Raw genomic sequence first — 23,236 nt, forward strand, 5'->3', positions numbered from 1 at the left:
CGCCTGCCTCCTCTACGTCTACAACACCGCACAAGCGGTTATTAGTTACCCGCCATCTCTTTTTCGATCAGCAGAATCAGGATATGGATCGCTTTGATATGGATTTCCTGAATACGGTCAGCGTAACCAAAATGCGGTACGCGGATTTCCACATCAGCCAGATCGGCCATCTTGCCACCATCTTTACCGGTCAGGGTGATGACTTTCATCCCCTTGGCGCGCGCGGCATCAATCGCTTTCAGTACGTTGGCAGAATTTCCCGAGGTGGAGATACCGAACAGTACGTCGCCAGAGTGCCCAACCGCCTCAACATAGCGGGAAAAAACAAAATCATAGCCAAAATCATTACTGACGCAGGAAAGGTGACTCACGTCGGAAATGGCAATCGCCGGATAGCCAGGACGGTTCTCACGATAACGGCCAGTCAGCTCTTCAGCAAAATGCATGGCGTCACAATGGGAGCCCCCGTTACCGCAGGAGATCACTTTCCCGCCCGCTTTGAAGGAGTCGGCCAATAAAATGGCAGCACGTTGGATCGCGTCGATATTCGCGTCATCACTGAGGAAATTCTTCAGTGTTTCAGCGCCTTCGTTCAATTCACTACGGATTAAATCGTGGTACATGGCAGCCTCTTTTTATGTCCTGTGGCATCAACAATCTTCCGCGCTCAAGTGTACCGGATCACGCATACAGCGAGAAGCTCTGTGATCTGCCTCTTACATGGCTTTTGATTTTTAATGCTGTCAGATTGTGAGCTAAGTTGTAATTAAGATGTAAATATATTGATAAAGACCTGCACATAAACTAAAACATTTACATCACTCCAACAGGTCAGACCTCCTACTACTCAGGAGCTTCAAAATGATAGTTCTCAGTATCGTTGTGTTTTTGGTTGTTATCAGCGCGTTGTTCTACCACCGCGTGAATATCCATTTCAGCAGTCTGATTCTGCTGGCCTATACCGCCATTATGGGGGCAATTAACCTCTGGACGCTGTGGCTGTTACTGCCATTGGCCCTGATTCTGTTGCCTTTCAATCTGCTACCCCTGCGTCGTGCCCTATTTTCTGGCCCGGCTTTACGCATGTTCCGGAAAGTCATGCCCGCCATGTCACGCACAGAAAAAGAAGCGATTGATGCGGGTACAACCTGGTGGGAAGGCGAACTGTTTCGCGGCAAGCCAGACTGGGAAAAACTGCATAATTACCCTAAACCTCAGTTGACTGCTGAAGAGCAGGCATTTATCGATGGCCCTGTGGAAGAAGCCTGCCGCATGGCAAACGACTTCGAAATCACCCACGAATTGGCCGATCTGCCACCGGAACTGTGGGCGTATCTGAAAGAACACCGTTTCTTCGCCATGATCATTAAGAAAGAGTATGGCGGTCTGGAGTTCTCGGCCTATGCTCAAGCCCGCGTTCTGCAAAAACTGGCTGGCGTGTCCGGTATTCTGGCTATCACCGTTGGCGTGCCGAACTCCCTCGGCCCCGGCGAATTACTGCAACATTATGGTACAGAGGAGCAGAAAGACCACTATCTGCCTCGTCTGGCCAAAGGTCTCGAAATCCCCTGTTTCGCACTGACCAGTCCGGAGGCAGGCTCCGATGCCGGTGCCATCCCGGATTACGGCATCGTGTGTATGGGTGACTGGCATGGCGAGCAGGTTCTGGGTATGCGTCTGACCTGGAACAAGCGTTATATCACGCTGGCACCTATCGCCACGGTTCTCGGTCTGGCGTTCAAGTTGCAGGATCCCGAGCATTTACTGGGCGATACCACCGATTTGGGTATCACTTGCGCACTGATTCCAACCAACACCGACGGAGTCGAGATTGGCCGCCGTCACTTCCCGCTCAACGTGCCGTTCCAGAACGGACCAACGCGCGGCAACGACATTTTTGTCCCTATCGATTACATCATCGGCGGACCGAAAATGGCCGGACAAGGCTGGCGCATGCTGGTGGAATGCCTGTCGGTAGGACGCGGCATCACCCTGCCCTCCAACTCGACTGGCAGCCTCAAGTCTCTGGCGCTCGCGACCGGCGCTTATGCCCATATCCGCCGTCAGTTCAAAGTGTCGATTGGTAAAATGGAAGGGATTGAAGAGCCGCTGGCACGTATTGCCGGTAACGCCTATCTCATGGACGCCGCCGCCACGCTTATCACGACCGGAATTATGCAGGGTGAGAAACCGGCTGTGCTGTCGGCGATTGTAAAATATCACTGTACTCACAGAGGCCAGCGCGCCGTCATGGACGCGATGGATATTACTGGCGGTAAAGGCATCATGCTCGGCGAATCAAACTTCGTTGCGCGAAACTATCAGGGTGCGCCGATCGCTATCACCGTAGAAGGTGCCAACATCCTGACCCGCAGCATGATTATCTTCGGGCAAGGAGCCATCCGTTGTCATCCTTATGTGTTGACCGAAATGGCCGCCGCCGAGGAAAACAACGTCAACAATTTTGACCGGGCGCTATTCGGCCACCTTGGTCACGTTGGCAGCAACAAAATTCGCAGTTTCTGGCTCGGCCTGACCGATGGCCGTACCAGCAGCGTGCCGGTGAAAGATGCTACCCGCCGCTATTACCAACAGATCAACCGGTTGAGCGCCAATCTGGCGTTGCTGGCAGATGTGTCAATGGGTGTACTCGGTGGAAGTCTGAAACGTCGCGAGCGCATTTCCGCCCGTCTGGGGGACATTCTCAGCCAAACGTATCTGGCGACCGCTACGCTGAAACGTTATGAGGATGAAGGACGCAAAGAGGCCGATCTGCCGCTGGTACACTGGTGCGTACAGGATTGCCTGTATCAGGCTGAGCAGGCGATTGACGATCTGCTGCTGAACTTCCCGAATGGTTTTGTTGCTGGCGTGATGCGTTTTGCCATCTTCCCGGTTGGGCGCTTCTGTACTGCCCCATCCGACCATCTGGATCATCAACTGGCGAAACTGTTACAGGTGCCATCTGAAACCCGCAGCCGTATTGGTCGGGGTCAATACCTGACGCCGAGTGAGTTCAACCCTGCCGGTCTGCTTGAAGCCGCCCTGCATGACATTGTTGCCGCAGAACCCATTCACCAGCGTATATGTAAAGAGCTCGGTAAAAACCTGCCCTTTACCCGCCTGGATAAACTGGCACAGCGTGGTCTGGAGGAAGGACGAATCACCGCGGAGGAAGCGAAGATCCTGTCGAAAGCCGAAGAGAGTCGCCTGCGTTCAATCAACGTAGATGACTTTGACCCAGAGGCACTGGCAGTAAAAAAGCCGGAGAAAGCGCAGGAAAAGAGACCGCTGCAACAAACTGAAGCCGCGTAATCTACAGGCAAACCCACTTAAGAAATAATGGGTTACGATAAAAAACAGGGTGCGGCCAGTCGCACCCTGTTTTTTTGGTAAAGACTATTTCTCTTTGCGGATCAAACGGGTCAGGCCGCGCAGGAAATAGCGCATGAACTGATCGCCACACGGACGATAATTTTTATGCCCCTGCTTGCGGAAAATCGCACTCAGTTCCGGCTGTGACACTTTAAAATCAACGCTTTCCAGCACACCCTGAATATCGGTGGTTTTCAATTCAAACGCCACACGCAATTTTTTCAGGATGATATTGTTGGTGACCGGCAGTTCAACGTCCGGTGCCGGGAAGGCGTCATCTTTGCCACGTCGGAAGAAGATCAGGCCGTTAAGGAAATTCGCCATCACTTCATCAGGACAAGGCACAAACCCTTCTTCATCCTCTTTCTTCAAATAGCTGACGATATCCTGGGTGGTGACTTCTGTATCCGCCAACGCCAGAATGCTGACGAGTTTCGCGTCGTTCAAATCCAGCATGTAACGCACGCTGCGTAATACATCGTTGTTCATCATGTTTACTGTTCCTGATTGAGAGCCTATCCCAATAGACTGTTGCGATTTTGGGCTTGGGCAGTGCTCTAGGCGCGAGTGGCAATTCGCTCCAGCCGTTTTTCCGAGGGGCATTATAAAGAATTTACAGGCAGGCGACAGGACAAACGTCATTTTATCCCCGCCGCCGTGACGCTGCGCCGGGGTAAAGAGGCAGAAAGGGATCATCAGATCCTCACCTTGGCTGCGAACTGTTCAGCGCTCGACAACGTTATTCGTAGCGTAAAAACGTTAGTCGTGACGTAAAAACGTGTCCTGATCCAGCCACGCCGGGAAAGCCTGACGGTAAGTTTGCAGCATTTCCAGCGACAGTTCGGCTTCAACAATCGCCGGGACATTGGGTTCAGCCTGCGCCAGAATTTCCCCCTGCGGATCGTGAATTACGCTGTCGCCGCGGTAGCTGTGGCCATTGTCATCCTCGCCCACCCGATTACATCCCGCCACATAACACTGGTTCTCAATTGCACGCGCTGCCAGCAGAGTCTGCCAATGTTTGGCGCGAGGCGCGGGCCAGTTGGCGACATACAGCGCAAGATCGTAATCCTGCTGGCAACGGGACCAGACGGGGAAGCGCAGGTCATAGCAAATCTGCGGTAGAATCCGCCAGCCGCGCCACTCGATGATTTCACGGCGCTTACCGGCCAGATAGTAGTGGTGCTCGCCAGCCATACGGAACAGGTGCCGCTTGTCATAGAAATGCACCCGGCCATTTGGCTCGACCAGCAGGAAACGGTTCACCGCCCCTTTTGGCGTAGTCAGCGCCACACTGCCGCCGATCAGCGCATTACTGGTGTGCGCCCAACGCTGCAACCATCCCACCACCACCTTTTCTGGCAACGCACTGTCCGGCGCCTGCATGGCAAAACCGGTGGTAAACATCTCTGGCAGCACGATGACATCGCGGTCATGGATATTTTCCAGCAGATAATCGAAATGGCGCAGATTCGCCTCACCATCGAGCCAGGTGAGCGGCTGCTGTAACAACGTCAGTTTTAAAGTTGACACAATAGCTCCGCGGCAGCATCCAGCGTGGCATCCTGTTTAGCGAAGCACAACCGGATCAGTTTATGAGGGAAAGGATCGGCGCAAAATACCGACAACGGTATCGCAGCCACACCTACATGTTCGGTCAACCATCTGCAGAAAGCAACATCATCCAGTTCAGAAATTGCACTGTAATCGGCCAGCAGAAAATAGGTGCCCTGACATGGCAATACTTCCAGCCGACTGGGTGCCAGCGCCTGTATAAAACGATCGCGTTTGGCGCGATAGAATTCAGGCAATTTCTGCCAATGCTCAGGCTCGTTGCGCAGCATATCTGCCAAGGCCAATTGCAACGGGGTGGTAATCGCGAAGGTCAAATACTGATGTACTTTGCGCAACTCGGCGCTGATCGCAACCGGGGCGACGCAATATCCCACGCGCCATCCAGTCATGTGAAATGTTTTGCCAAAGGAAGAAACCGACACGGCCCGCTGACGCAATTGCGGATGCGCCAATACGCTGGCATGGCCTTGCGCGGTGAAGCAGATGTGTTCATACACTTCATCACTCAGCACGAATATTTCGCGCTCGGCAATGGCCTGCCAGAGCTGGTCAAAGTCCTGTGACTGCCAGGAGGTAGCGGACGGATTATGCGGCGTATTCACGATGACCAATCGGGTGCGATCGCTGAGTTGACTGGCGAAATGCGCCCAGTCAACGGCAAAGGCAGGCGGTTGCAACGCAATACGTTTCAGCGTCCCCCCCGCGAGCTGGACTACCGGGCCATAACTGTCGTAACTGGGGTCGAAACACAGCACCTCATCACCTGGCCGAACGAGAGCGGTGATCGCCACATACAGCGCTTCTGTCGCACCGGACGTAATGGTGACTTCACTGTTTGCATCAGGCTGCCAGCCATAAACCACGCCCGTTTTTTCAGCAATGGCTTCACGCAGCGGGGCGACACCCGTCATGGGCGCATACTGATTGGAACCCTGATTGACGTGATAGGCCAGACGCTCTTTGAGATATTGCGGACCGTCGTAATCAGGGAACCCCTGAGAGAGGTTAATGGCGTTGTGTTGCTGCGCCAGTGCGCTCATCTGGGTGAAGATGGTAATGCCAAGTGCGGGTAATTTACTGTGCGGAATAAGGGATGCGCTGCTCATGGCGAATGACTACTCCTGGAGCCTGTGTTGCCGTCAATATAACACGATGTTAATATTTGGCAATCAAGACGCTTAGATGGCTAAATGCCTTTAAGCTCTATCTCATAGCTAAAAAGACTATCGGCTTTCAGTTTACCCTTGGTTTGATATGGGAGCCGCCCCGCACTTTGTCACCATCCGCCTGTTCGACAATCCCGATGGCTGGATTGCCCACTTCACCGGTGACAAAATCGCCGATGCCTATCCACGGCTGGAGCGGGAATAATTCCCACGCGGGTATTACTATTTGAAATTCCGGGGCGTTGGTTAGCGCCTCGAGGTTTGTACTAATTCCTTTATAAACATCTTTTTTGGAAACTTAGAACCTGTCTCGCAATATTTCAACACCTCGTATATAGGTTGAATAATATGGGCTCCGTATAATCAATTGATTCTTTTCTTTCGTGGGTAGGCGAAATTGGGGTTTGAAATTGATGTTTTAACAAAGACTGTCACCGTTAACCACAGCCACAATAATTATGCTAATACGGCGATAAATGGTAATCCTGATATTAAGCATTTCGATGGATTAAAAGTCACCTCAATATTTAAAAGGACAAAAGGGCGAAGAGATAAAAATACACCGGGCGACAATAACCCGATGCTGTATGCGCTTAAAAACATGCAGGGGCTAAAAACCACATTTCGGAGTATTTGTCTTCTCTGGGGTTCTTACGACCAGTTAGTCCGTTTACTCCTTCAAAGAACAGTATATGATTGTATTATTCCTTTGCCCTCTTCAAGCCCAATTGCTGGTTTGATAGCAAAAAACATCAATAAGCGACAACCAAAATCATCCCGCTATTTCAATGCGTTAAAAAAAATTTCAGCAGAAAGAGTATTATTTACAATCAGTGACTTGCGGATTATATCCTCGAAAAAAGCGACTCTTCGTCAGGATGTAAAACGCTTTATAGCACATCATGGAAGAAAAGCTGATTTCCAAATGAAATCGATTATCAGACCCAAACTCAGAAAACATATAAACCCAATTGTATGGGGCGAAATAAATATATCACCTCCACCTATCAATATCTTACTAATAGATGACATGGTCACTTCGGGAGCATCCCTGCTTTCAGCCAGAGATGCTCTTTTAATTCATTATCCAGGAATATATATTGAATGTTTGACCCTGTTCGGTTCATCACGTTAATTCTTGGTGAGATTGACAGCAAAAGATGCCGCAGGTAATATGTAATCAAGAGCTGGTATGAGCCGCCCTGCTCTATAAATTATCAAACGCGGAGCGCGCTGCGCGTGTGTAGCCAGGTCGTAAGGACCAAAATTCACATCTTATGAAGCGATAAGACAACACAGCAGGTTGTAAAATTGTCAAATATTGGGGACCGCAAGGTCCCCTATTTTATTTATTCATCTTTTTATTCTTATTATTTTCCTTACTTATAGATAGGAGGATCATCTGCGGTTTTACCATCAGCGGTTTCCCTGCAGATCGTAATGATCCCAGGCACTCTGCGCGGCCGATCCTTGCGGCGAGGTATACCCCAAACGGTTCAGAACCGCTTCGAGCGCGGTCAGCGTTTGCATAACGCAATCTTTGCGTGCGTTGTATCCCATGGTGCCAATGCGCCAGATCTTGCCAATCAGCGGCCCAAACGACGTACCGATCTCAATGGAGAAATCATTCAGCAGCATCTGACGCACCTGCTCACCGTGGATCCCGTCAGGGATAACCACGCCAAGCACGTTATTCATTTTGTGTCGCAGATCGCCAAATACGGCCAACCCCATACCCTGAATCCCGGCCAGCAGCGCTGCACCGTGCAATTCATGCCGGGCTATCGCGTTGTCCAATCCCTCTTCGAGGATCACCCGGGCGCACTCGCGGGCGGCAAACAGCATGCTGGTGGCTTCTGTATGATGATTCAGCCGTTCCGGTCCCCAATAATCCATGATCATGCCCAGATCAAAATAATTGGAGTAGATCATCTCTTCTTCACCATCGTTGTGCTCAGCAGTACGGATGCCCTGCTCAATGCATTTGCGACGGCGGATCTGTTCCTCAAAACGTGGACTGATGGTCACTGGCGAACTGCCTGACGGACCGCCCAGACATTTCTGTAATCCTGCGGAAACCGCGTCAAGTCCCCAGGCATCGGTGTCCAATTCGTTACCGGCGAAAGATGCGGTGGCATCGGTATAGAACAACACGCCGTGACGGCGGCAAATTTCGCCCAATTGGTCCAACGGTTGCAGCATAGTGGTCGAGGTATCGCCCTGAACCGTCAGCAGCCAGCGGGGTTTAACCTGCTTGATAGCATCTTCAATCTGTTGCGGATCAAACACTTCCCCCCACGGTACCTCGACGGTATATACCTCGGCACGGCAGCGTCGGGCGATTTCACACAGCAAATGACCAAAACGGCCAAATACCGGTACCAGCACCCGATCACCTGGGCGAATCCCCGACAGCAATACGGCTTCGATTCCGGCGCGCGAGGTGCCGTCAACCAGCATCGTCCAGCGGTTTTCGGTGCGGTACAACTGGCGGTACAACGCCATGACCTGATTCATATATTCGGTCATCACCGGATCGTACTGACCAAGTAACGGGCTGGCCATTGCACGCAGCACGCGCGGGTCGGCGTTGATAGGTCCGGGTCCCATCAGTAAGCGGGAAGGTGGATTGATCTGGCCTAAAGTGGGGCTATCTAACATATTGGTTCCTTTATATTTTCACCCCAAAATGACATAAAGGGGAGCGATCAGGCATCCGCCAGGCCGCGAACCGAGGCAATAAACTGTTTTTACAGTTTCATACTGTATTCCCAGATTGGGAACAATGAAACGATAGGTTCTTTTAGAATATCTTTAGAGATTGGCGGGGAGAAGTAGGGTTGGTAGATAGTAATTACAATGAAAAATGAATAAAGCCAATCACCCGGCACAAGGATGATTGGCAATCATCAGGCAAAATTGCGTTCTGCCTGAGGAGGTGATTTTACAGCACGCCCTGTCCCAGCATGGCATCAGCCACTCTGACAAAGCCAGCAATGTTCGCGCCGCGAACATAATGGGTCTGTTTGCCTTCACCGCCGTACTCGACGCAGGACTGATGGATATCAGCCATGATATGACGCAAACGCACGTCGACCTTTTCTGATTTCCAGCTCAGGCGCGCGGCGTTTTGCGCCATTTCCAGACCAGACGTTGCCACGCCACCGGCGTTTGCCGCTTTGCCCGGCGCAAAAAGTACGCCAGCTTCCAGGAACGCATCCGTCGCCTGAATCGTCGTTGGCATGTTTGCCCCTTCGGCGACAGCTTTAACGCCATTTTTAATCAGCACGCGTGCAGCATCGATATCCAGTTCATTTTGCGTGGCGCATGGCAGCGCGATGTCTACCGGAACACTCCACGGCTGTTGTCCGGCCAGATACGTCAGTTGACGCTCACGCGCATAATCTTCAACGCGACCAAAACGCTGATTTTTAATCTCAGACAGATGCGCCAATTTCTCGGTGGTAAAACCGGCTTCATCAACAACGGTGCCCGCTGAGTCAGACACGGTGATAACCCGCGCGCCCAGTTCCAGGGCTTTCTCGATGGTATATTGCGCCACATTACCCGATCCGGAAACGGCAACGCGCATACCTTCAAAACCCAATCCGTGGCGTTTCAGCATGGATTCCGTGAAATAAACCAAACCATAACCGGTCGCTTCAGGCCGAATCAAACTGCCGCCAAAGGACAACCCTTTACCGGTAAACGTACAGGCGGTGTTGTTGGACAGCTTTTTCATCATGCCAGCCATAAAGCCCACTTCACGCCCGCCCACGCCGATATCACCCGCTGGAACGTCGGTATCCGCACCCAAATGACGATACAGTTCAGTCATCAGTGCCTGGCAGAAGCGCATGATCTCAGCGTGGCTTTTGCCTTTGGGATCAAAATCAGAACCACCTTTTGCCCCACCCATTGGTAACGTGGTCAATGAATTCTTCAGCGTCTGCTCAAAACCCAAAAACTTCAGAATGGATAAGTTGACGGAGGGGTGAAAACGCATCCCACCTTTGTAAGGTCCCACGGCCGAGTTGAACTGTACGCGATAGGCGCGGTTCACCTGTACCTGTCCACGATCGTCCATCCATGCCACGCGGAACTGGATTGTGCGCTCAGGCTCTACCAAACGTTCCAACAGACCGTATTCGCGATAGCGCGGATTCTCCTCCAGAAAGGGCCAAAGCGAGGTAAATACTTCGCGCACGGCCTGAAGGAATTCAGGTTGATGGGGATTATGTTGTTGCAGTGAAGTTAAAAACGATTCTAGAGAGGCGCTGTTATCCATTACGGTTCCTTGCAGTTATTTAATTTCCCTGACGTTTCTTATGGAGTTAGAACGAATATGCTGGGAATAATGTTGTGTTCACCTGAACTATATCACTGAGGGATGTGCGTAAATCAAGCATTAATATATGGCTTATTTCTTAAAAACCACTTAATTCGAGAAGGGGAAAATGGCGCGGAGTGAGGCGCAGTACCGATGTTTTCAGGGTTAGGTCTGATTTTTACGAAAGAATTTAATTATTTTTTATCGTCAAAAGGGCAACGACATAAGAACAATTAATTATTATCACCTATTTGCTGAATCATCGGTGTATTGTGTCTGGATCCCTATCACCCACGCGGAACGGGTTCACTTGAAAGTGAAAGGAAAAATCACGCCTTAAGAAAAAGAACTATCATTCTTGAAGCTAACTACGTGGCTTAGGAAATCAACGTCATGAACAGTGAAAATAAAACGGCAGAGTCGCTGATTGTCACCCTTCCCTGTACCGGTTGGGGCCAGAATGAACCCGCGAATCCCCAGGCCGTCGAGGCTTTGGAACAAGGGAAGGTGCTTTATTTACCCAATTTGGCGTTTATGCTGAGCGAGGAGGAAAAACAGCTACTCGACCCCAGTTTAGTGGATGTCAAACGCAAGAATATCAGTTTCAAACCGGTGGAAGGAACATTGACTGGCATAACCGACAGCAGTAAAGAGCCGCTACTGCGTGGGCTACTGCAACGTTATTACCAGCACAGTCTCAGCCTGATGAACCAGTTGCTCCCGGACTACACCACATCACTTTGCCATCCCACCAACAGCCTGCGCCTGCATCCTGTTTCCGCCTGGCGTGATAAAACCTCCTGGCGCAAGGATGACAGCCGACTTCATGTTGATGCATTTCCCTCCAGACCGAATTACGGCCAGCGAATTCTCCGCCTGTTTAGCAATATCAATCCGTATGGAGAACCGCGCTCATGGCGGGTGGGTGAAGATTTCAGGCAACTCGCCAGCCGCTATCTGCCCCAGCTCGATCGTTTCTCGCCATTCAGCAGTTGGTTGCAACATAAAGTCGGTATCACCAAGAGCCCAAGAAGTCACTACGATCACCTGATGCTGCAACTCCACGACAAGATGAAATCAGATGCCGAATACCAGAAAAATGGCTTGCAGATACCGTTTGATTTCCCCTCGGGCAGCAGTTGGATCTGTTTTTCCGATCAGACGCCACACGCAGCAATGAGCGGGCAATATATACTCGAACAAACCTTTTTGCTGCCAGTGAGCGGAATGAAACACCCCGAGCAATCGCCGCTGAAGATCCTCGAATCCCTCACTCATGAAACCTTGGTTTGACATCCTTCGCGCCTAAAGGACGGGGGAGTAGAAACGACGAAGCCCTGAGCTATTGCTAACTCAGGGCTTCTGAATAATTGGCGGTGCGGACGGGGCTCGAACCCGCGACCCCCGGCGTGACAGGCCGGTATTCTAACCAACTGAACTACCGCACCACACTACTATTCCATTCTGGTTCAGTGAAGAACGGAACGAGGCGGATATTACGGTTGAGACCGTTCTGCGTCAATACTTTTTCTTACGAAATGAACCGGTTGCACAGTTTTGCTTCACCTTGCGGGTTTACGCGTCGATGTGCTCGCTTTCGGGGTCGATACGCCACAAACAACTGCCACCTTTCTTCTGCACCAGATCGAGCCGGGACTCGTGCGACACGCACTCTTCATCGCTGGCGTAAACCACTTTCAAACCGGAAGCCGGACGGACGATGCGCTGAATATCCTCTTGTTGTTCCTGGTCGATATTGTCCGTTTCTGCCGAGAAAGAGAGCGTGGTCTGCCCACCCGTCATTGCCAGATAGACTTCTGCCAGTATTTCGGCATCGAGCAATGCGCCGTGCAGCGTTCGCTTGGTGTTATCGATCAGGTAGCGGTCACATAACGCATCCAGATTATTACGCTTGCCGGGAAACAGGCGACGCGCCATAAACAGGCTGTCGGTGATGGAACAGAAAGTATTGGTTTTGGGAATACTGCGTTGCAGCATGCCAAATTCGTAATCCATAAAACCGATATCAAACGGCGCGTTGTGAATGATCAGTTCACCGCCGCGAATGAAGTCGAGAAACTCGTCGGTCACCTGCGAAAAAGTCGGTTTGTCTGCCAGAAACTCATCGCTGATACCGTGAACGCCATATGCTTCAGGATCGATCAGGCGATCGGGTTTCAGGTAGACGTGAAAATGCCTGCCGGTCAGCCGACGGTTGATGACTTCGACCGCACCGATCTCAATAATCCGGTGCCCTTCATAGTGAACCCCCAGCTTATTCATACCGGTGGTTTCAGTATCCAGAACAATCTGTCGTGTAATTGCAGTGCTCATAGCGCTCGTTTATGTCAGACTTAACGTTTAAAAACTGATGGAAAGAGTCTACCAGAGATGCTCAAACAGGTAGAAATTTTCACCGACGGTTCTTGCCTTGGCAATCCCGGCCCCGGTGGTTATGGCGCAATCTTGCGCTACAAGCAACATGAAAAAGAGTTCAGTGCCGGTTATAACCTGACGACCAACAATCGCATGGAACTGATGGCGGCAATTGTGTCGCTGGAAGCACTGAATTCCCCCTGCGAGGTCATCCTGAGTACGGACAGCCAATATGTCCGCCAGGGTATTACCCAATGGATCCATAACTGGAAAAAACGCGGCTGGAAAACCTCGGATAAAAAACCGGTGCGCAATGTCGATCTCTGGCAACGGCTGGATAAAGCCATCTCCCAGCACACAATCAACTGGATGTGGGTGAAAGGCCACGCCGGGCACCCCGAGAATGAGCGATGTGACGAACTGGCGCGCAACGCTGCGGCTGCCCCAACCCAGGATGATGTTGGCTATCAGCCCGATAAGGGCTAAGGCCGGTTGCGGTAACTTTTCGTCGCCCCCACGGCCCGGCTTAGGCTCGGGTTGCGGGCACTGACTTTCAACGCGGTTGGCGTGAGGGGCAACGTGCGCTTACGCGCGACGATCAGGCTCATGCAGCCCAGCGCGGGTAAGTGGGTACTGATGACCTTGCCCCCCAATTTGCACCACGGCAGCACCTGAAAACGCGCCTGATGCATCACTTCGAAATTCAGCAGACTCAGCCAATCCATGAGTCGCATTTGCGTAAACATGCGGCTGCAATAGGGCTGCCGCTTGCGCAATCCCGGCACCAACTTGCCAAGCCCCAGCAAACTGACCGGATTGAAGGAACTCAGAATCAGCCAGCCGTCATCAATCAGTACCCGATCTACCTCACGCAACATCCGGTGGGGATTGTCCGCATACGCTAAAGTATGTGACAAGAGGCACGCGTCTACCGATTTGCCCGAGAAAGGAAGTTGATACGGATCCGCCAGCACCTGCAGCTTTTCTCCCTCCAGGCCGACATTGACCTGATGGGAAATCGCACAGTTTTCCGTATCAATTTCCGCACTGAGAGTGCCAATTTTCAGCAGATGGAAACCAAACAATTTTGGCCACCACGGTTGGAGATGCTCTTCTAATGCGGCACGATGATACTCTCCCCACGGCAATTCGGACCATGAGTCTGGGGATGACATTTCTTTGGACGTACGCGCTGCTCGCATATTTTATTATCTTCTTTCAAGCGTTTGCCAACGAGAGGTAGCTATGAATCTTATCAGCATTCCGGCCTTCCAGGACAACTACATTTGGTTAATGGATGACCAGAACGGGCACTGTATTATCGTCGATCCCGGTGAGTCTGCCTCGGTCTTGCGTGCTTTGCAGGAAAAAAACCTTACTCCCGACGCGATTTTTTTAACCCATCATCACAATGATCATGTCGGGGGTGTTGGCGACATCGTGCTTAAATATCCATCAATCAAGGTGTATGGACCGCAAGAAACTGCCAGCAAAGGCGCTAAGATAATTCTGAAACAAGGCGATCTGGTCGAATGTGGTGCACAAAAATACCAAATTTTTCACGTTCCGGGTCACACAAAGGGGCATATTGCTTACTATAGCGCCCCTTATCTTTTTTGCGGCGATACGATGTTCTCTGCCGGATGTGGTCGATTGTTTGAAGGCACTCCCGAGCAAATGTACTTGTCGTTTCAACAGTTAGCCGCCCTTCCCGACGAAACGCTGATTTGCGCCGCCCACGAGTATACGTTGTCAAATCTCAAATTTGCACGATCGATTTTACCTCAAGATAGCGATATTGAAACATATGAGCAACAAGTTACCCAGATGCGCAAAAAAGGACTTCCAACCCTGCCTTCCACCCTTAAAATCGAGAGGAAAATTAATCTTTTCTTACGATGTCATGACATTGATTTACAAAACAAATTAGGCATCAGCACCCCAGTTAATGAACCTTCGCATGTTTTTGCCCTTTTACGGCAGCAGAAAGATAGCTTCTAAACCTTTTAGTTGTGTTTTTTGACGAAGCAAAGTATTATTGCTCGTCTTTTAAGCAACTATTGACACACACATGAAGGCTAAAGCGATAATTCTCGCCTCCGTGTTGCTAGTGGGTTGCCAGGCGTCCAGGCAGGACGCACAGGTGCCAGAACAACATGCACAGAGTTTGTCTTCGGCAGGTCAAGGTGAAGCAGGAGAGTACACAGGGGATGGTCGAGAGACCTCGGCGCGATGGTTGACTGATAAAAACGGCCTCGCGCAGCAAGACCTGTGGAACTTCATTAGCGACGAGCTGAAGATGGAGGTTCCGGATAATCCCCGGATCCGTGAACAAAAAAGAAAATATTTGCAACACAAGAGCTATCTCCACGATGTAACATTACGGGCAGAGCCGTACATGTACTGGATAGTCGAGCAGATTAAGAAGCGTAATATGCCGATGGAACTGGTACTGCTACCCATAGTGGAGAGCGCTTTTGACCCCAAAGCAACGTCGTCCGCCAATGCCGCAGGGCTCTGGCAGATTGTACCGAGCACGGGTCGCAATTATGGTTTGAAACAAAACCAATGGTACGACGGTCGCCGCGATGTGGTGGCTTCGACTACTGCTGCACTTGATATGATGCAGCGCCTGAACCGTATGTTTGATGGTGACTGGTTATTGACCATAGCCGCCTACAACAGTGGTGAAGGCCGCGTTATGCAAGCTGTAAAGGCGAATAAGGCCAAAGGTAAGCCGGTTAACTTCTGGGCTCTGGCGCTTCCTCGTGAAACGTCGATTTATGTTCCGAAGATGCTCGCACTTAGCGATATTCTGAAGCATAGCCAAAAGTATGGCGTTAGCTTGCCGAAGACCAACGAAAATCGTGCTCTGGCACGGATTGAAGTCGGTCAACAGATGCAGTTAACTCAGGCGGCTGAGATGGCTGGATTGCCCCTGAACAAATTGAAAGCCTATAACACAGGCTATAAAAAGGGTGTAACGGCGCCAAATGGCCCGCACTACATCATGTTGCCAAAGTCACATGCCGACCAGTTTAAAGATTCATTGGCCGACGGTGATATTGCAGCAGTTCAGGATACAAGAGTAGCCAGCAACACATCTGCCGGTTCAGCAACTACACAGTACAAGGTTCGCTCTGGCGATACGCTTTCTGTGATAGCCAACCGGATGAATGTGAAAACCAGTGATTTGCAGCGTTGGAACAATTTGCGCACGTCTAGCGTGCTGAAAGTGGGTCAAACCCTGAAAGTCGCAAGTAACCTCAAGATGGGTGAGTCTGTAGCCACTAAAACGGCTGATAACAACAGCATCACTTATCAGGTGCGTAAGGGCGACTCGCTGTCGAGCATTGCCAAGCGTCACGGCGTTAACATCAGTGATGTGATGCGCTGGAATGCGGTGATTAACAAAGCGAACAGCTTGCAACCTGGTGATAAATTGACATTGTTCGTCAATAACAGGATGTCGCCAGACACCTAATCACTAAACTGGCATCGTTAAGAACGTTCAAAAAAGCACCCTGAACTGCGGGGTGCTTTTTTTATGGCCAGGGTTTAGAAGCCAGGGGTTTAAAAGCTGGAGGCTTGGGTTTAGGGGCAGGTTTGTGAATAAAGTCATTGCCCGGTTTTGGTCAACGTTTGATACTGAACGCTTGGGACTCTAGAGCAGAATTTTAGGATCCTGGTAAAACTCCACCAGCAGAGGGTTATGGTCCGATGCGCGGGTAACCAGAACGGAAGCCTCAACCACGTTCAAACCACGGTAGAATACAAAATCCAGCGGCTTACCAAATGCCTTACGCCGGTTGTCATCGGTGAATCGCACCTCTCGCAGCGACATTGTGCGCGCGAAACCAAACAGGGCATGCATCCTTGGCCGACTCCAGGCATTGAAATCACCAGCCATTATCACCGGCCCCGCATGATTGGCAATCTGTTCCCCAATCGGATCGAGCTGCTTGCTGTACACGTCTACACCAATGCTGAAATTCACCGCGTGAATATTCACGACCATCAATAAACGACCATCCAGCAATGGGTATACCGTTATGAGTGCCGATTTAGAGAGCCGTAGAAGCGGTTCTCGCTCGCGTAAGGGACAACAGTAGACCGGATGGGCAGCGGCCAGCGTCATCACGCCAGAGGGGTGCTGAGGCAGCGCAAATGCTGGGACCTGATCGGCTGCAAGATAATTGGAGGTGGCGAACTTAATCAGTTCCGGGGTAGTTTGCGCTTCCTGTAACAACACCAACTGAGCATCTTTACCAAACCCCTTGAGGACGGAAAGCCAGTCAGCACGCTGCTGTTTGAAGATATTCCATACCATGACTGTGAGTGTGTCTGAATTTGGCAACGCTTCACCGGGAGGCAAAGCCTGTCCGAGTTGGGCTACGGCCCCAGGGAAAATACGTTCCACTGGTTGACCCGCAACATACCTCATTGAATATGTTCTTTTCGGCATGTTTATCGCCTATTGCAATTCAAAATCGAGCTGAAACGGGTTTCACCGCCAGCGGCATATTGATTATACGCGCAGATGCCCTCAGGCAAAATCTGTTTCGCCGTTATCCTCTTTTCAGTTATAGGGGCTGCCCGCTGCTATTTCAATCGGCTTTCGGCGATTCTGTGTAAAGGTTAGTCAGGTGTAGCCCAAACGCAAAACAGCCCGCAACTTTGTGGGCTGTTTCGGGGCTAAATAATTTAACAGACCAGACGTAACTGGCGTCTGTCAAGAAGACCGCTAAAGGCAATCAGCAGTAGCGCACCTAAAACAATCACCGCCCCAATCCAGGGAGTCTGATCCAGTCCCAGCGTGGCAACTGTCTGCCCGCCAATAACCGAACCGAGTGCAATACCGACATTGAACGCAGCAATGTTCAGTCCCGATGCCACATCGACCGCATTAGGGGTGTACTGTTGCGCCTTTTGCACTACATAAACCTGAAGTCCAGGTACATTGCCGAAAGCAAATACGCCCATCACCAACAGCGTCAGCAGTGCAGGAATACTCTGGCCAGAAGTGAACTGGAACACGAATAACAAGACGGACAGCGCAGCAAAAATAAAACTCAGCGCGGGAACGGCACCGTGCCTATCGGCTAATTTACCGCCCCAGATATTCCCGATAGCCACCGAAACCCCATACGCCAGCAAGATCCAGCTCACCATCGACGCCGAAAAACCGGCCTGCTCCTGCATCATCGGCGCCAGAAAAGTAAAGGTGGTGAATACGCCGCCATAACCCAATGCCGTTACGGTGTAGATCAGCAGCAACCGTGGATGGGTCAGCACCTTGAGCTGGTCGCGAAATCCTGCCGATGGCTGATTGCGGATAGTATTTGGGATCAGAAGCTGGCTGGCGATGATCGCAACGACGCCAATCATTGATACGGCCAGAAAAGTTTCACGCCAACCGAAATGCTGGCCGATAAACGTTCCCAACGGCACGCCGGTCACCAACGCCACGGTCAGCCCGCCAAACATCAGCGCGATTGCCGATGCCGCTTTCTCCTTCGCCACCAGACTGGTGGCGATGGTTGAACCGATAGAAAAGAATACGCCATGCGCCAGTCCGGTTAATAAACGGGCGATCACCAGCGTGTTGTAGCCTGGAGATAACCAGGCCAACAGATTGCCCAGCGTAAAAAGGACCATCAGGCTTATCAGTAACATTTTGCGCGGAACCCGGCTGGTTACCGCGGTCAGTACGGGCGCACCAATGGCCACGCCAATAGCGTAAATAGAAACCAACAGGCCGGCAGATGGAACCGTCACGTTCAGTTGCGACGCGATGGTTGGGATCAGACCAACGATAACGAACTCGGTGGTACCGATAGCAAAAGCACTGATTGTCAGCGCCCATAATGCGAGAGGCATAGCAACACTCCAGGAGAGATAACGATTTGATGGCTGCTATTATCAGGCTGTACTTAAATGACTAAAACAGCCAGAATATCAAATTATTTATGCTCAGATGACAATAATGAAAGCGACATCAGAAGAGTTGATCACCTTCGTGACAGTGGTCGAAAGCGGCAGTTTCAACAGAGCGGCGGAACAACTTGGGCAAGACAATTCCGTGGTCAGCCGCACGGTCAAAAAACTGGAGACCAAGCTGGGCGTCACGTTGCTCAATCGCACCACCCGCCAATTAAGCCTGACAAATGAAGGTGAAAGTTACTTTCACCGGGTACAAAAGATATTGCAGGAGATGGTATCGGCGGAGAATGAGCTACTGAAAGACAGCCATGATCCGCAAGGGTTGCTGCGAATTGATGCCGCCACACCCGTGATGCTGCATGTGATTGCTCCGTTGCTGACGGAGTTTACCGAGCGTTACCCCAACATGATTCTATCGCTTGTCTCATCCGAGAGTTTTATCAATCTGATTGAACGCAAGGTCGATGTGGCTATTCGCGTCGGCGTGTTGAGAGACTCCACGTTGCGGGCACGAAAATTAATGGTGGGTTATCGCCACGTACTGGCCTCACCAGCGTATCTCGAGAAATGGGGGACGCCCGCCAACGCCGATGATTTGAAACATCATCGCTGTCTGGGATTCAATGAGGTGGTGTCGCTAAACCGCTGGTCGGTGCTGTGTTCGGACGGCCAGCAAGCAGAAGTGAGCCCGTTTCTATCGGCCAACAGCGGGGAAACCTTACGACAGCTGGCACTGGCGGGCAATGGAATCGTCTGTCTTTCTGACTTCATGACCGATCAGGATGTGGCGAAGGGAGATTTGGTTGTCCTGATGAAAGAGGATACGATCCCTGTCGCGACCCCCGTCAATGCGGTGTATTATAGCGATCAGGCGGTGAGCGCACGTATCCGATGCTTCATCGATTTCCTCAGCGAGAAACTGTCCGCTACAACGTCATGACTGCCATAAAAAAACCCCTGCCTTTGTGAAGTGAAGCAAGGGTTTTTTGACCACGGTAATGTGAGGGATCAATCCCAGTCAGGAGCCAATCCGTCTGGGCTAACCAAACGACCATTACGTTCCAGCGAGGCAATCTCTGCCATATCCGCTTCTGTCAGCGTCAGTTTCTGCGCCAGCAGATTGCTTTGCAGATTCTCACGTTTGGTCGATGAAGGAATCACCGCAAATCCTGATTGCAACGCCCACGCCAGCACCACCTGTGCCGCGGTAGCCCCGTGTTGTCCAGCAATTTTCTGAATCAGTGGATCTTTTAAGGCATCGCCATAGGCCAGGGTCATATAAGAGGTGATTTTGATCCCGTGCTGGCGCGCAAAATCGACCACTTTCTGATTTTGCAGGAACGGCGACAGTTCAATCTGATTCGTTGCAATCGCATCGGCACCCACGGCGTCGATCGCCTGTTGCATCAGGTCGATAGTGAAATTGGATACACCGATCTGCCGGGTTAATCCCAGCGCCTGGGCTTCAACCAGCGCCTGCATGGTTTCTGCAACGCTAACCGCTGATTGAGGTGACGGCCAGTGAATCAGCGTTAAATCGACATAATCGGTTTTCAGCTTGGCCAGGCTCTCTTTCAGGCTGGGAATGAGTGCCTCTTTGGAGAGGTTTTCCGTCCAGATTTTGGTGGTAATAAACAGTTGATCACGCGCGATACCGCTTTGCGCAATGGCTTCGCCGACGGCCGCTTCATTATCATAAATCTGTGCGGTATCTATGGCTCGGTAACCCAATTCAAGCGCCGTGGTTACTGAATCAATAACGATTTGATCTTTAAGCCGAAACGTACCCAATCCGAAGGCTGGTAAACTCATAATTATCTCTCTTTAAATGATGATGTGCGTATCAATACGATGCAGAGAGTATGGTCTTGGTGCCCGATCTTAAAAAGAGGGTCACGGGCACAAGACTTTTGACGATTAAGCAAGAATAGAGACGAATTACCAGCAGGTGGATTCTCTAAGGCCAGCGACGGGAGATTAACGATGTATTGATACCGCCGAAGGCAAAATTGTTCGACTGAATGAATTCCGTCTGAATTTCACGTCATGCCAATGATTTCCAAAAGCCGTGACGCCTTTCATTCCTGTGACAACAACACGCTGCGTCATACCATCCCTCCATTGATCGAAATCACCTGACGTGTGACGTAACCGGCTACATCCGACATCAGATAACTTGCCAGACCGGCGACCTCCTGCGGTGATCCCATTCGTTTCAAAGGGATCATGCGCATCGCTTCATCCATCGCCGCCGGTTCCATCTTGAGTATCCCGGTCTCGATGAGACCCGGAGCAATACAATTGACCGTGATTTTGCGTTTCGCCAACTCCAGCGCCAGCGCCTTGCAGGCCCCGATAATGCCTGCCTTCGCAGCACTGTAATTCACCTGCCCACGATTGCCGGTAATACCAGAAACCGAGGAGAGTGCGATTATCCGTCCCCCCTGCCGCAACCCGATCATCGGCATGACACAGGGATGCAGCACGTTGTAAAAACTGTCGAGATTGGTGTGAATGACGCTATCCCAATCACCTTCGCTCAAGGCCGGGAAGGCCCCATCGCGGGTAATTCCAGCATTATTCACCACACCGTAATATGCACCGTTCACTGCAATATCATCTTCAATGATTTCCCGGCATGTCTGGCGTTGGCTGACATCAAAAGATAGCAGACGCCCTTTTCCGCCATTGCTCTCAATGTGTTTCAACGTCTCTTCAGCGCCGGGCAGATCGCGATGAAAGTGAACTACCACGTCGAAACCATCGTGCGCCAACTGACAGGCAATCGCCTGCCCAATGCCTTTGCTGGCACCTGTAACGAGTACGGAACGCGTCATTCATCCTCTCCTGACATTATTTTTTTTATTTCCTGTTGATCGGGTTGATAGGTATTCAATCGCCCATGGCTGATTTTCTGGTCCTGACAGCGGATAACACATTCAAAGCTGGCCATTTTTTCATCTCTCAAGATTAATCTTGCTGCGCCAACCTCAAACCGGCCATGACCGCCGTGCCTTTACCTTTCTTCTGCGGCAATCGGTGTAACTGTACCCACGTCATCTGTTGCGCCAGGTGATGCAACACGTTTGCCGTTGCCGCGTCACTGCCATCATCAATGACCAATTTCACTACATCAATCCCGGAAAAACGCGCATCAACGCCCAGCAAGGACTTGGCATGGTGCATGACCCAATTTATCTGCGTAAAGCCAGGCAAAATAGGGACATTATCGAAATGCCCCTGAAACCAGTCTAACTCCGGCGACAGTTGAAAATCGATCATCAAACGGCATGCATCTTCAATGCGATGCCCCAGCTCAATCGGCAGCATCATATAGACAGTTCCTGTCGTTCTGCATAATCTGTCTTTCCCTGACGATTAATGGGGATCGCAGCAACAATACGCCAGAAACCGGGGATCGCGACCGGATCGCAGCTGTTGCTGCCAGGTGCGGGTCAACGCTCGCAGCGCATTCTCCGATGATACCGCATTCACCGATGGATTCACTACGATGACCACCGCGATAAACTCCCAGCCACGCCATTTCACCCAATTTATCGCCTAGCGTGAACAGCCTGAGGGCAAGAAGTGTCACCATCAGTGGAACCAGCGTATGCAAACCAGACAATCAGGGGGTAAATGAGCGTCGAAAACAACGCTACGCCCCGTAATATCGTTGAAAATGCGTGAGCGGTTTTCTACCCTTAACGTCTTCTCGCACCTATTTAAAGCTTTGACTCGGATTTGATATCCTGTCCATCGAGGTCAAACAGCTTTATCAGAAGTGCTGTAACGTATTGATAAATTTCTTCCTTCAGCATAAAACCCTCACTCGCCCCGCTGTACGGAAATAAACGTTGCCAATGTCTCTACTGAGTAAAAATGCTGACGCATTTCACCACTTTCAGCCGACATCACGACACCGTAATGATTTTTTAATGCCAACCCCAGTTCAAGCGCATCAATAGAATCCAACCCCAGACCGTCACCAAAAAGCGCCGTCTGTTCATCAATATCTTCGGGTGACATCCCCTCAAGGTTCAAGGTATCGATAATGAGCGTTTTAATTTCGTTACTTAATGAATCCATTACATATTCTCATTATATTTTTGTCTTGCGACAGCAATTCTGTCGTAAAATGCGCATGCAAAAAAGCCCTGAGCGTTAACTCAGGGCTTCTGCAATAAGTGGCGGAACGGACGGGGCTCGAACCCGCGACCCCCTGCGTGACAGGCAGGTATTCTAACCAACTGAACTACCGCTCCACCGATTCTTTCGCCTGTATCAGCATTCATCTGATACAAGTTTGTTCCTGTTGTTTTCCTTGTCAGGGGAAAAGGAACATGTTCTTTACTATAAAAATTGATGCCTGGCAGTTCCCTACTCTCGCATGGGGAGACCCCACACTACCATCGGCGCTACGGCGTTTCACTTCTGAGTTCGGCATGGGGTCAGGTGGGACCACCGCGCT

The 23,236-nt window shown here is 51.0% G+C and carries 23 protein-coding genes, 2 tRNA genes, 1 rRNA gene and 2 pseudogenes; 9 read left to right on the forward strand and 19 right to left on the reverse strand.

Annotated features, from left to right (window positions below; translation table 11 throughout):
* Positions 1 to 41 precede the first annotated feature (41 nt).
* Complete coding sequence (gene lpcA / locus DRI82_RS20130; RefSeq protein ID WP_114195701.1) at positions 42 to 623, reverse strand: D-sedoheptulose 7-phosphate isomerase; 582 nt, start codon at positions 621 to 623, stop codon at positions 42 to 44.
* Between the two features lie 238 nt (positions 624 to 861).
* On the opposite strand from lpcA, the gene fadE reads away from it, so the two are divergent.
* Entirely contained in the window at positions 862 to 3,315 is a 2,454-nt protein-coding gene (gene fadE, locus DRI82_RS20135) for an acyl-CoA dehydrogenase FadE (RefSeq protein WP_114195702.1), read from the forward strand.
* Between the two features lie 84 nt (positions 3,316 to 3,399).
* Here the strand turns inward: fadE and DRI82_RS20140 are convergent, their stop codons facing one another.
* Entirely contained in the window at positions 3,400 to 3,867 is a 468-nt protein-coding gene (locus tag DRI82_RS20140; protein WP_114195703.1) for a YehS family protein, read from the reverse strand.
* 75 nt (positions 3,868 to 3,942) lie between these two features.
* Between DRI82_RS20140 and DRI82_RS23915 the strand changes: the two genes are divergently transcribed.
* Entirely contained in the window at positions 3,943 to 4,149 is a 207-nt protein-coding gene (locus DRI82_RS23915; protein ID WP_157968108.1) for a hypothetical protein, read from the forward strand.
* On the opposite strand, the gene DRI82_RS20145 is transcribed toward DRI82_RS23915, so the two are convergent.
* The gene (locus DRI82_RS20145; RefSeq protein ID WP_114195704.1) at positions 4,135 to 4,908 is read right to left on the reverse strand and encodes an amidohydrolase; all 774 of its coding nucleotides are present in this window, start codon (positions 4,906 to 4,908) and stop codon (positions 4,135 to 4,137) included. The two genes, DRI82_RS23915 and DRI82_RS20145, sit on opposite strands and share 15 nt — an antisense overlap.
* Entirely contained in the window at positions 4,896 to 6,056 is a 1,161-nt protein-coding gene (locus DRI82_RS20150) for a pyridoxal phosphate-dependent aminotransferase (protein ID WP_114195705.1), read from the reverse strand. The genes DRI82_RS20145 and DRI82_RS20150 overlap by 13 nt, the downstream gene beginning before the upstream one ends.
* A 139-nt stretch (positions 6,057 to 6,195) precedes the next feature.
* On the opposite strand from DRI82_RS20150, the pseudogene DRI82_RS20155 reads away from it, so the two are divergent.
* Both DRI82_RS20155 and DRI82_RS23920 read left to right on the forward strand, forming a co-directional pair.
* Positions 6,196 to 6,321 (forward strand): annotated as a pseudogene (locus DRI82_RS20155) (acireductone dioxygenase); the annotation flags it as partial.
* Between the two features lie 192 nt (positions 6,322 to 6,513).
* A complete protein-coding gene (locus DRI82_RS23920; protein WP_157968109.1) occupies positions 6,514 to 7,251 on the forward strand; it encodes a phosphoribosyltransferase in 738 nt (245 codons plus the stop codon).
* Between the two features lie 281 nt (positions 7,252 to 7,532).
* On the opposite strand, the gene DRI82_RS20160 is transcribed toward DRI82_RS23920, so the two are convergent.
* Both DRI82_RS20160 and gdhA read right to left on the reverse strand, forming a co-directional pair.
* A complete protein-coding gene (locus DRI82_RS20160; protein WP_114195706.1) occupies positions 7,533 to 8,777 on the reverse strand; it encodes a pyridoxal-phosphate-dependent aminotransferase family protein in 1,245 nt (414 codons plus the stop codon).
* Positions 8,778 to 9,060: 283 nt separating this feature from the next.
* Positions 9,061 to 10,404: an NADP-specific glutamate dehydrogenase gene (gene gdhA, locus DRI82_RS20165; RefSeq protein ID WP_114195707.1), complete on the reverse strand. Its 1,344-nt coding sequence runs from the start codon at positions 10,402 to 10,404 to the stop codon at positions 9,061 to 9,063.
* A 435-nt stretch (positions 10,405 to 10,839) separates the two neighbouring features.
* Between gdhA and kdoO the strand changes: the two genes are divergently transcribed.
* Entirely contained in the window at positions 10,840 to 11,739 is a 900-nt protein-coding gene (gene kdoO / locus DRI82_RS20170; protein WP_114195708.1) for a Kdo hydroxylase KdoO, read from the forward strand.
* Between the two features lie 78 nt (positions 11,740 to 11,817).
* Here the strand turns inward: kdoO and DRI82_RS20175 are convergent.
* Together DRI82_RS20175 and dnaQ are read right to left on the reverse strand one after the other, a co-directional pair.
* Positions 11,818 to 11,894: transfer RNA gene (locus DRI82_RS20175), tRNA-Asp, on the reverse strand.
* A 127-nt stretch (positions 11,895 to 12,021) separates the two neighbouring features.
* Positions 12,022 to 12,780, reverse strand: a complete 759-nt coding sequence (gene dnaQ / locus DRI82_RS20180) for a DNA polymerase III subunit epsilon (RefSeq protein WP_114195709.1) — start codon at positions 12,778 to 12,780, stop codon at positions 12,022 to 12,024.
* On the opposite strand from dnaQ, the pseudogene rnhA reads away from it, so the two are divergent.
* A pseudogene (rnhA, locus tag DRI82_RS20185) lies at positions 12,734 to 13,308 on the forward strand (ribonuclease HI). The gene dnaQ and the pseudogene rnhA overlap by 47 nt on opposite strands.
* Here rnhA and DRI82_RS20190 read toward each other — a convergent pair.
* On the reverse strand, positions 13,305 to 14,024 hold the full coding sequence (locus DRI82_RS20190) for a class I SAM-dependent methyltransferase (protein WP_114195711.1): 720 nt from the start codon (positions 14,022 to 14,024) through the stop codon (positions 13,305 to 13,307). The pseudogene rnhA and the gene DRI82_RS20190 sit on opposite strands and share 4 nt — an antisense overlap.
* A gap of 43 nt (positions 14,025 to 14,067) precedes the next feature.
* Here DRI82_RS20190 and gloB point away from each other — a divergent pair, with 43 nt between their 5' ends.
* Positions 14,068 to 14,823, forward strand: coding sequence for a hydroxyacylglutathione hydrolase (gloB, locus tag DRI82_RS20195; RefSeq protein WP_114195712.1), 756 nt, complete (start codon positions 14,068 to 14,070; stop codon positions 14,821 to 14,823).
* 70 nt (positions 14,824 to 14,893) lie between these two features.
* Positions 14,894 to 16,306 (forward strand): murein transglycosylase D, encoded by a 1,413-nt coding sequence (mltD, locus tag DRI82_RS20200; protein WP_114195713.1) that lies wholly within the window; start codon positions 14,894 to 14,896, stop codon positions 16,304 to 16,306.
* A 180-nt stretch (positions 16,307 to 16,486) separates the two neighbouring features.
* Here the strand turns inward: mltD and DRI82_RS20205 are convergent, their stop codons facing one another.
* The gene (locus tag DRI82_RS20205) at positions 16,487 to 17,287 is read right to left on the reverse strand and encodes an endonuclease/exonuclease/phosphatase family protein (RefSeq protein WP_114195714.1); all 801 of its coding nucleotides are present in this window, start codon (positions 17,285 to 17,287) and stop codon (positions 16,487 to 16,489) included.
* A 239-nt stretch (positions 17,288 to 17,526) separates the two neighbouring features.
* Positions 17,527 to 18,702: an MFS transporter gene (locus DRI82_RS20210; RefSeq protein WP_114195715.1), complete on the reverse strand. Its 1,176-nt coding sequence runs from the start codon at positions 18,700 to 18,702 to the stop codon at positions 17,527 to 17,529.
* 106 nt (positions 18,703 to 18,808) lie between these two features.
* Between DRI82_RS20210 and yafC the strand changes: the two genes are divergently transcribed.
* Positions 18,809 to 19,705, forward strand: coding sequence for a DNA-binding transcriptional regulator YafC (gene yafC, locus DRI82_RS20215; protein WP_114195716.1), 897 nt, complete (start codon positions 18,809 to 18,811; stop codon positions 19,703 to 19,705).
* A gap of 68 nt (positions 19,706 to 19,773) precedes the next feature.
* Here the strand turns inward: yafC and dkgB are convergent, their stop codons facing one another.
* The 8 genes from dkgB to rrf all read right to left on the reverse strand — a co-directional run.
* A complete protein-coding gene (gene dkgB / locus DRI82_RS20220) occupies positions 19,774 to 20,577 on the reverse strand; it encodes a 2,5-didehydrogluconate reductase DkgB (RefSeq protein ID WP_114195717.1) in 804 nt (267 codons plus the stop codon).
* Between the two features lie 293 nt (positions 20,578 to 20,870).
* Complete coding sequence (locus DRI82_RS20225) at positions 20,871 to 21,602, reverse strand: 3-ketoacyl-ACP reductase FabG2 (RefSeq protein ID WP_114195718.1); 732 nt, start codon at positions 21,600 to 21,602, stop codon at positions 20,871 to 20,873.
* Positions 21,599 to 21,718, reverse strand: a complete 120-nt coding sequence (locus DRI82_RS24800; RefSeq protein ID WP_425452681.1) for a hypothetical protein — start codon at positions 21,716 to 21,718, stop codon at positions 21,599 to 21,601. The genes DRI82_RS20225 and DRI82_RS24800 overlap by 4 nt, the downstream gene beginning before the upstream one ends.
* Before the next feature lie 17 nt (positions 21,719 to 21,735).
* Positions 21,736 to 22,098 carry an ApeI family dehydratase gene (locus tag DRI82_RS24425; protein WP_245956888.1) on the reverse strand — a complete coding sequence of 121 codons (363 nt, stop codon included), beginning with the start codon at positions 22,096 to 22,098 and terminating at the stop codon, positions 21,736 to 21,738.
* Positions 22,099 to 22,143: 45 nt separating this feature from the next.
* On the reverse strand, positions 22,144 to 22,314 hold the full coding sequence (locus DRI82_RS23925) for a hypothetical protein (RefSeq protein ID WP_157968110.1): 171 nt from the start codon (positions 22,312 to 22,314) through the stop codon (positions 22,144 to 22,146).
* 279 nt (positions 22,315 to 22,593) lie between these two features.
* The gene (locus tag DRI82_RS20235; RefSeq protein WP_114195719.1) at positions 22,594 to 22,854 is read right to left on the reverse strand and encodes a phosphopantetheine-binding protein; all 261 of its coding nucleotides are present in this window, start codon (positions 22,852 to 22,854) and stop codon (positions 22,594 to 22,596) included.
* Positions 22,855 to 22,953: 99 nt separating this feature from the next.
* Positions 22,954 to 23,030, reverse strand: a tRNA-Asp gene (locus DRI82_RS20240).
* A gap of 102 nt (positions 23,031 to 23,132) precedes the next feature.
* A 5S ribosomal RNA gene (gene rrf, locus DRI82_RS20245) occupies positions 23,133 to 23,236 on the reverse strand; the annotation flags it as partial.

The sequence above is a fragment of the Edaphovirga cremea genome (genome assembly GCF_003332275.1).
GTDB lineage: Bacteria > Pseudomonadota > Gammaproteobacteria > Enterobacterales > Enterobacteriaceae > Edaphovirga > Edaphovirga cremea.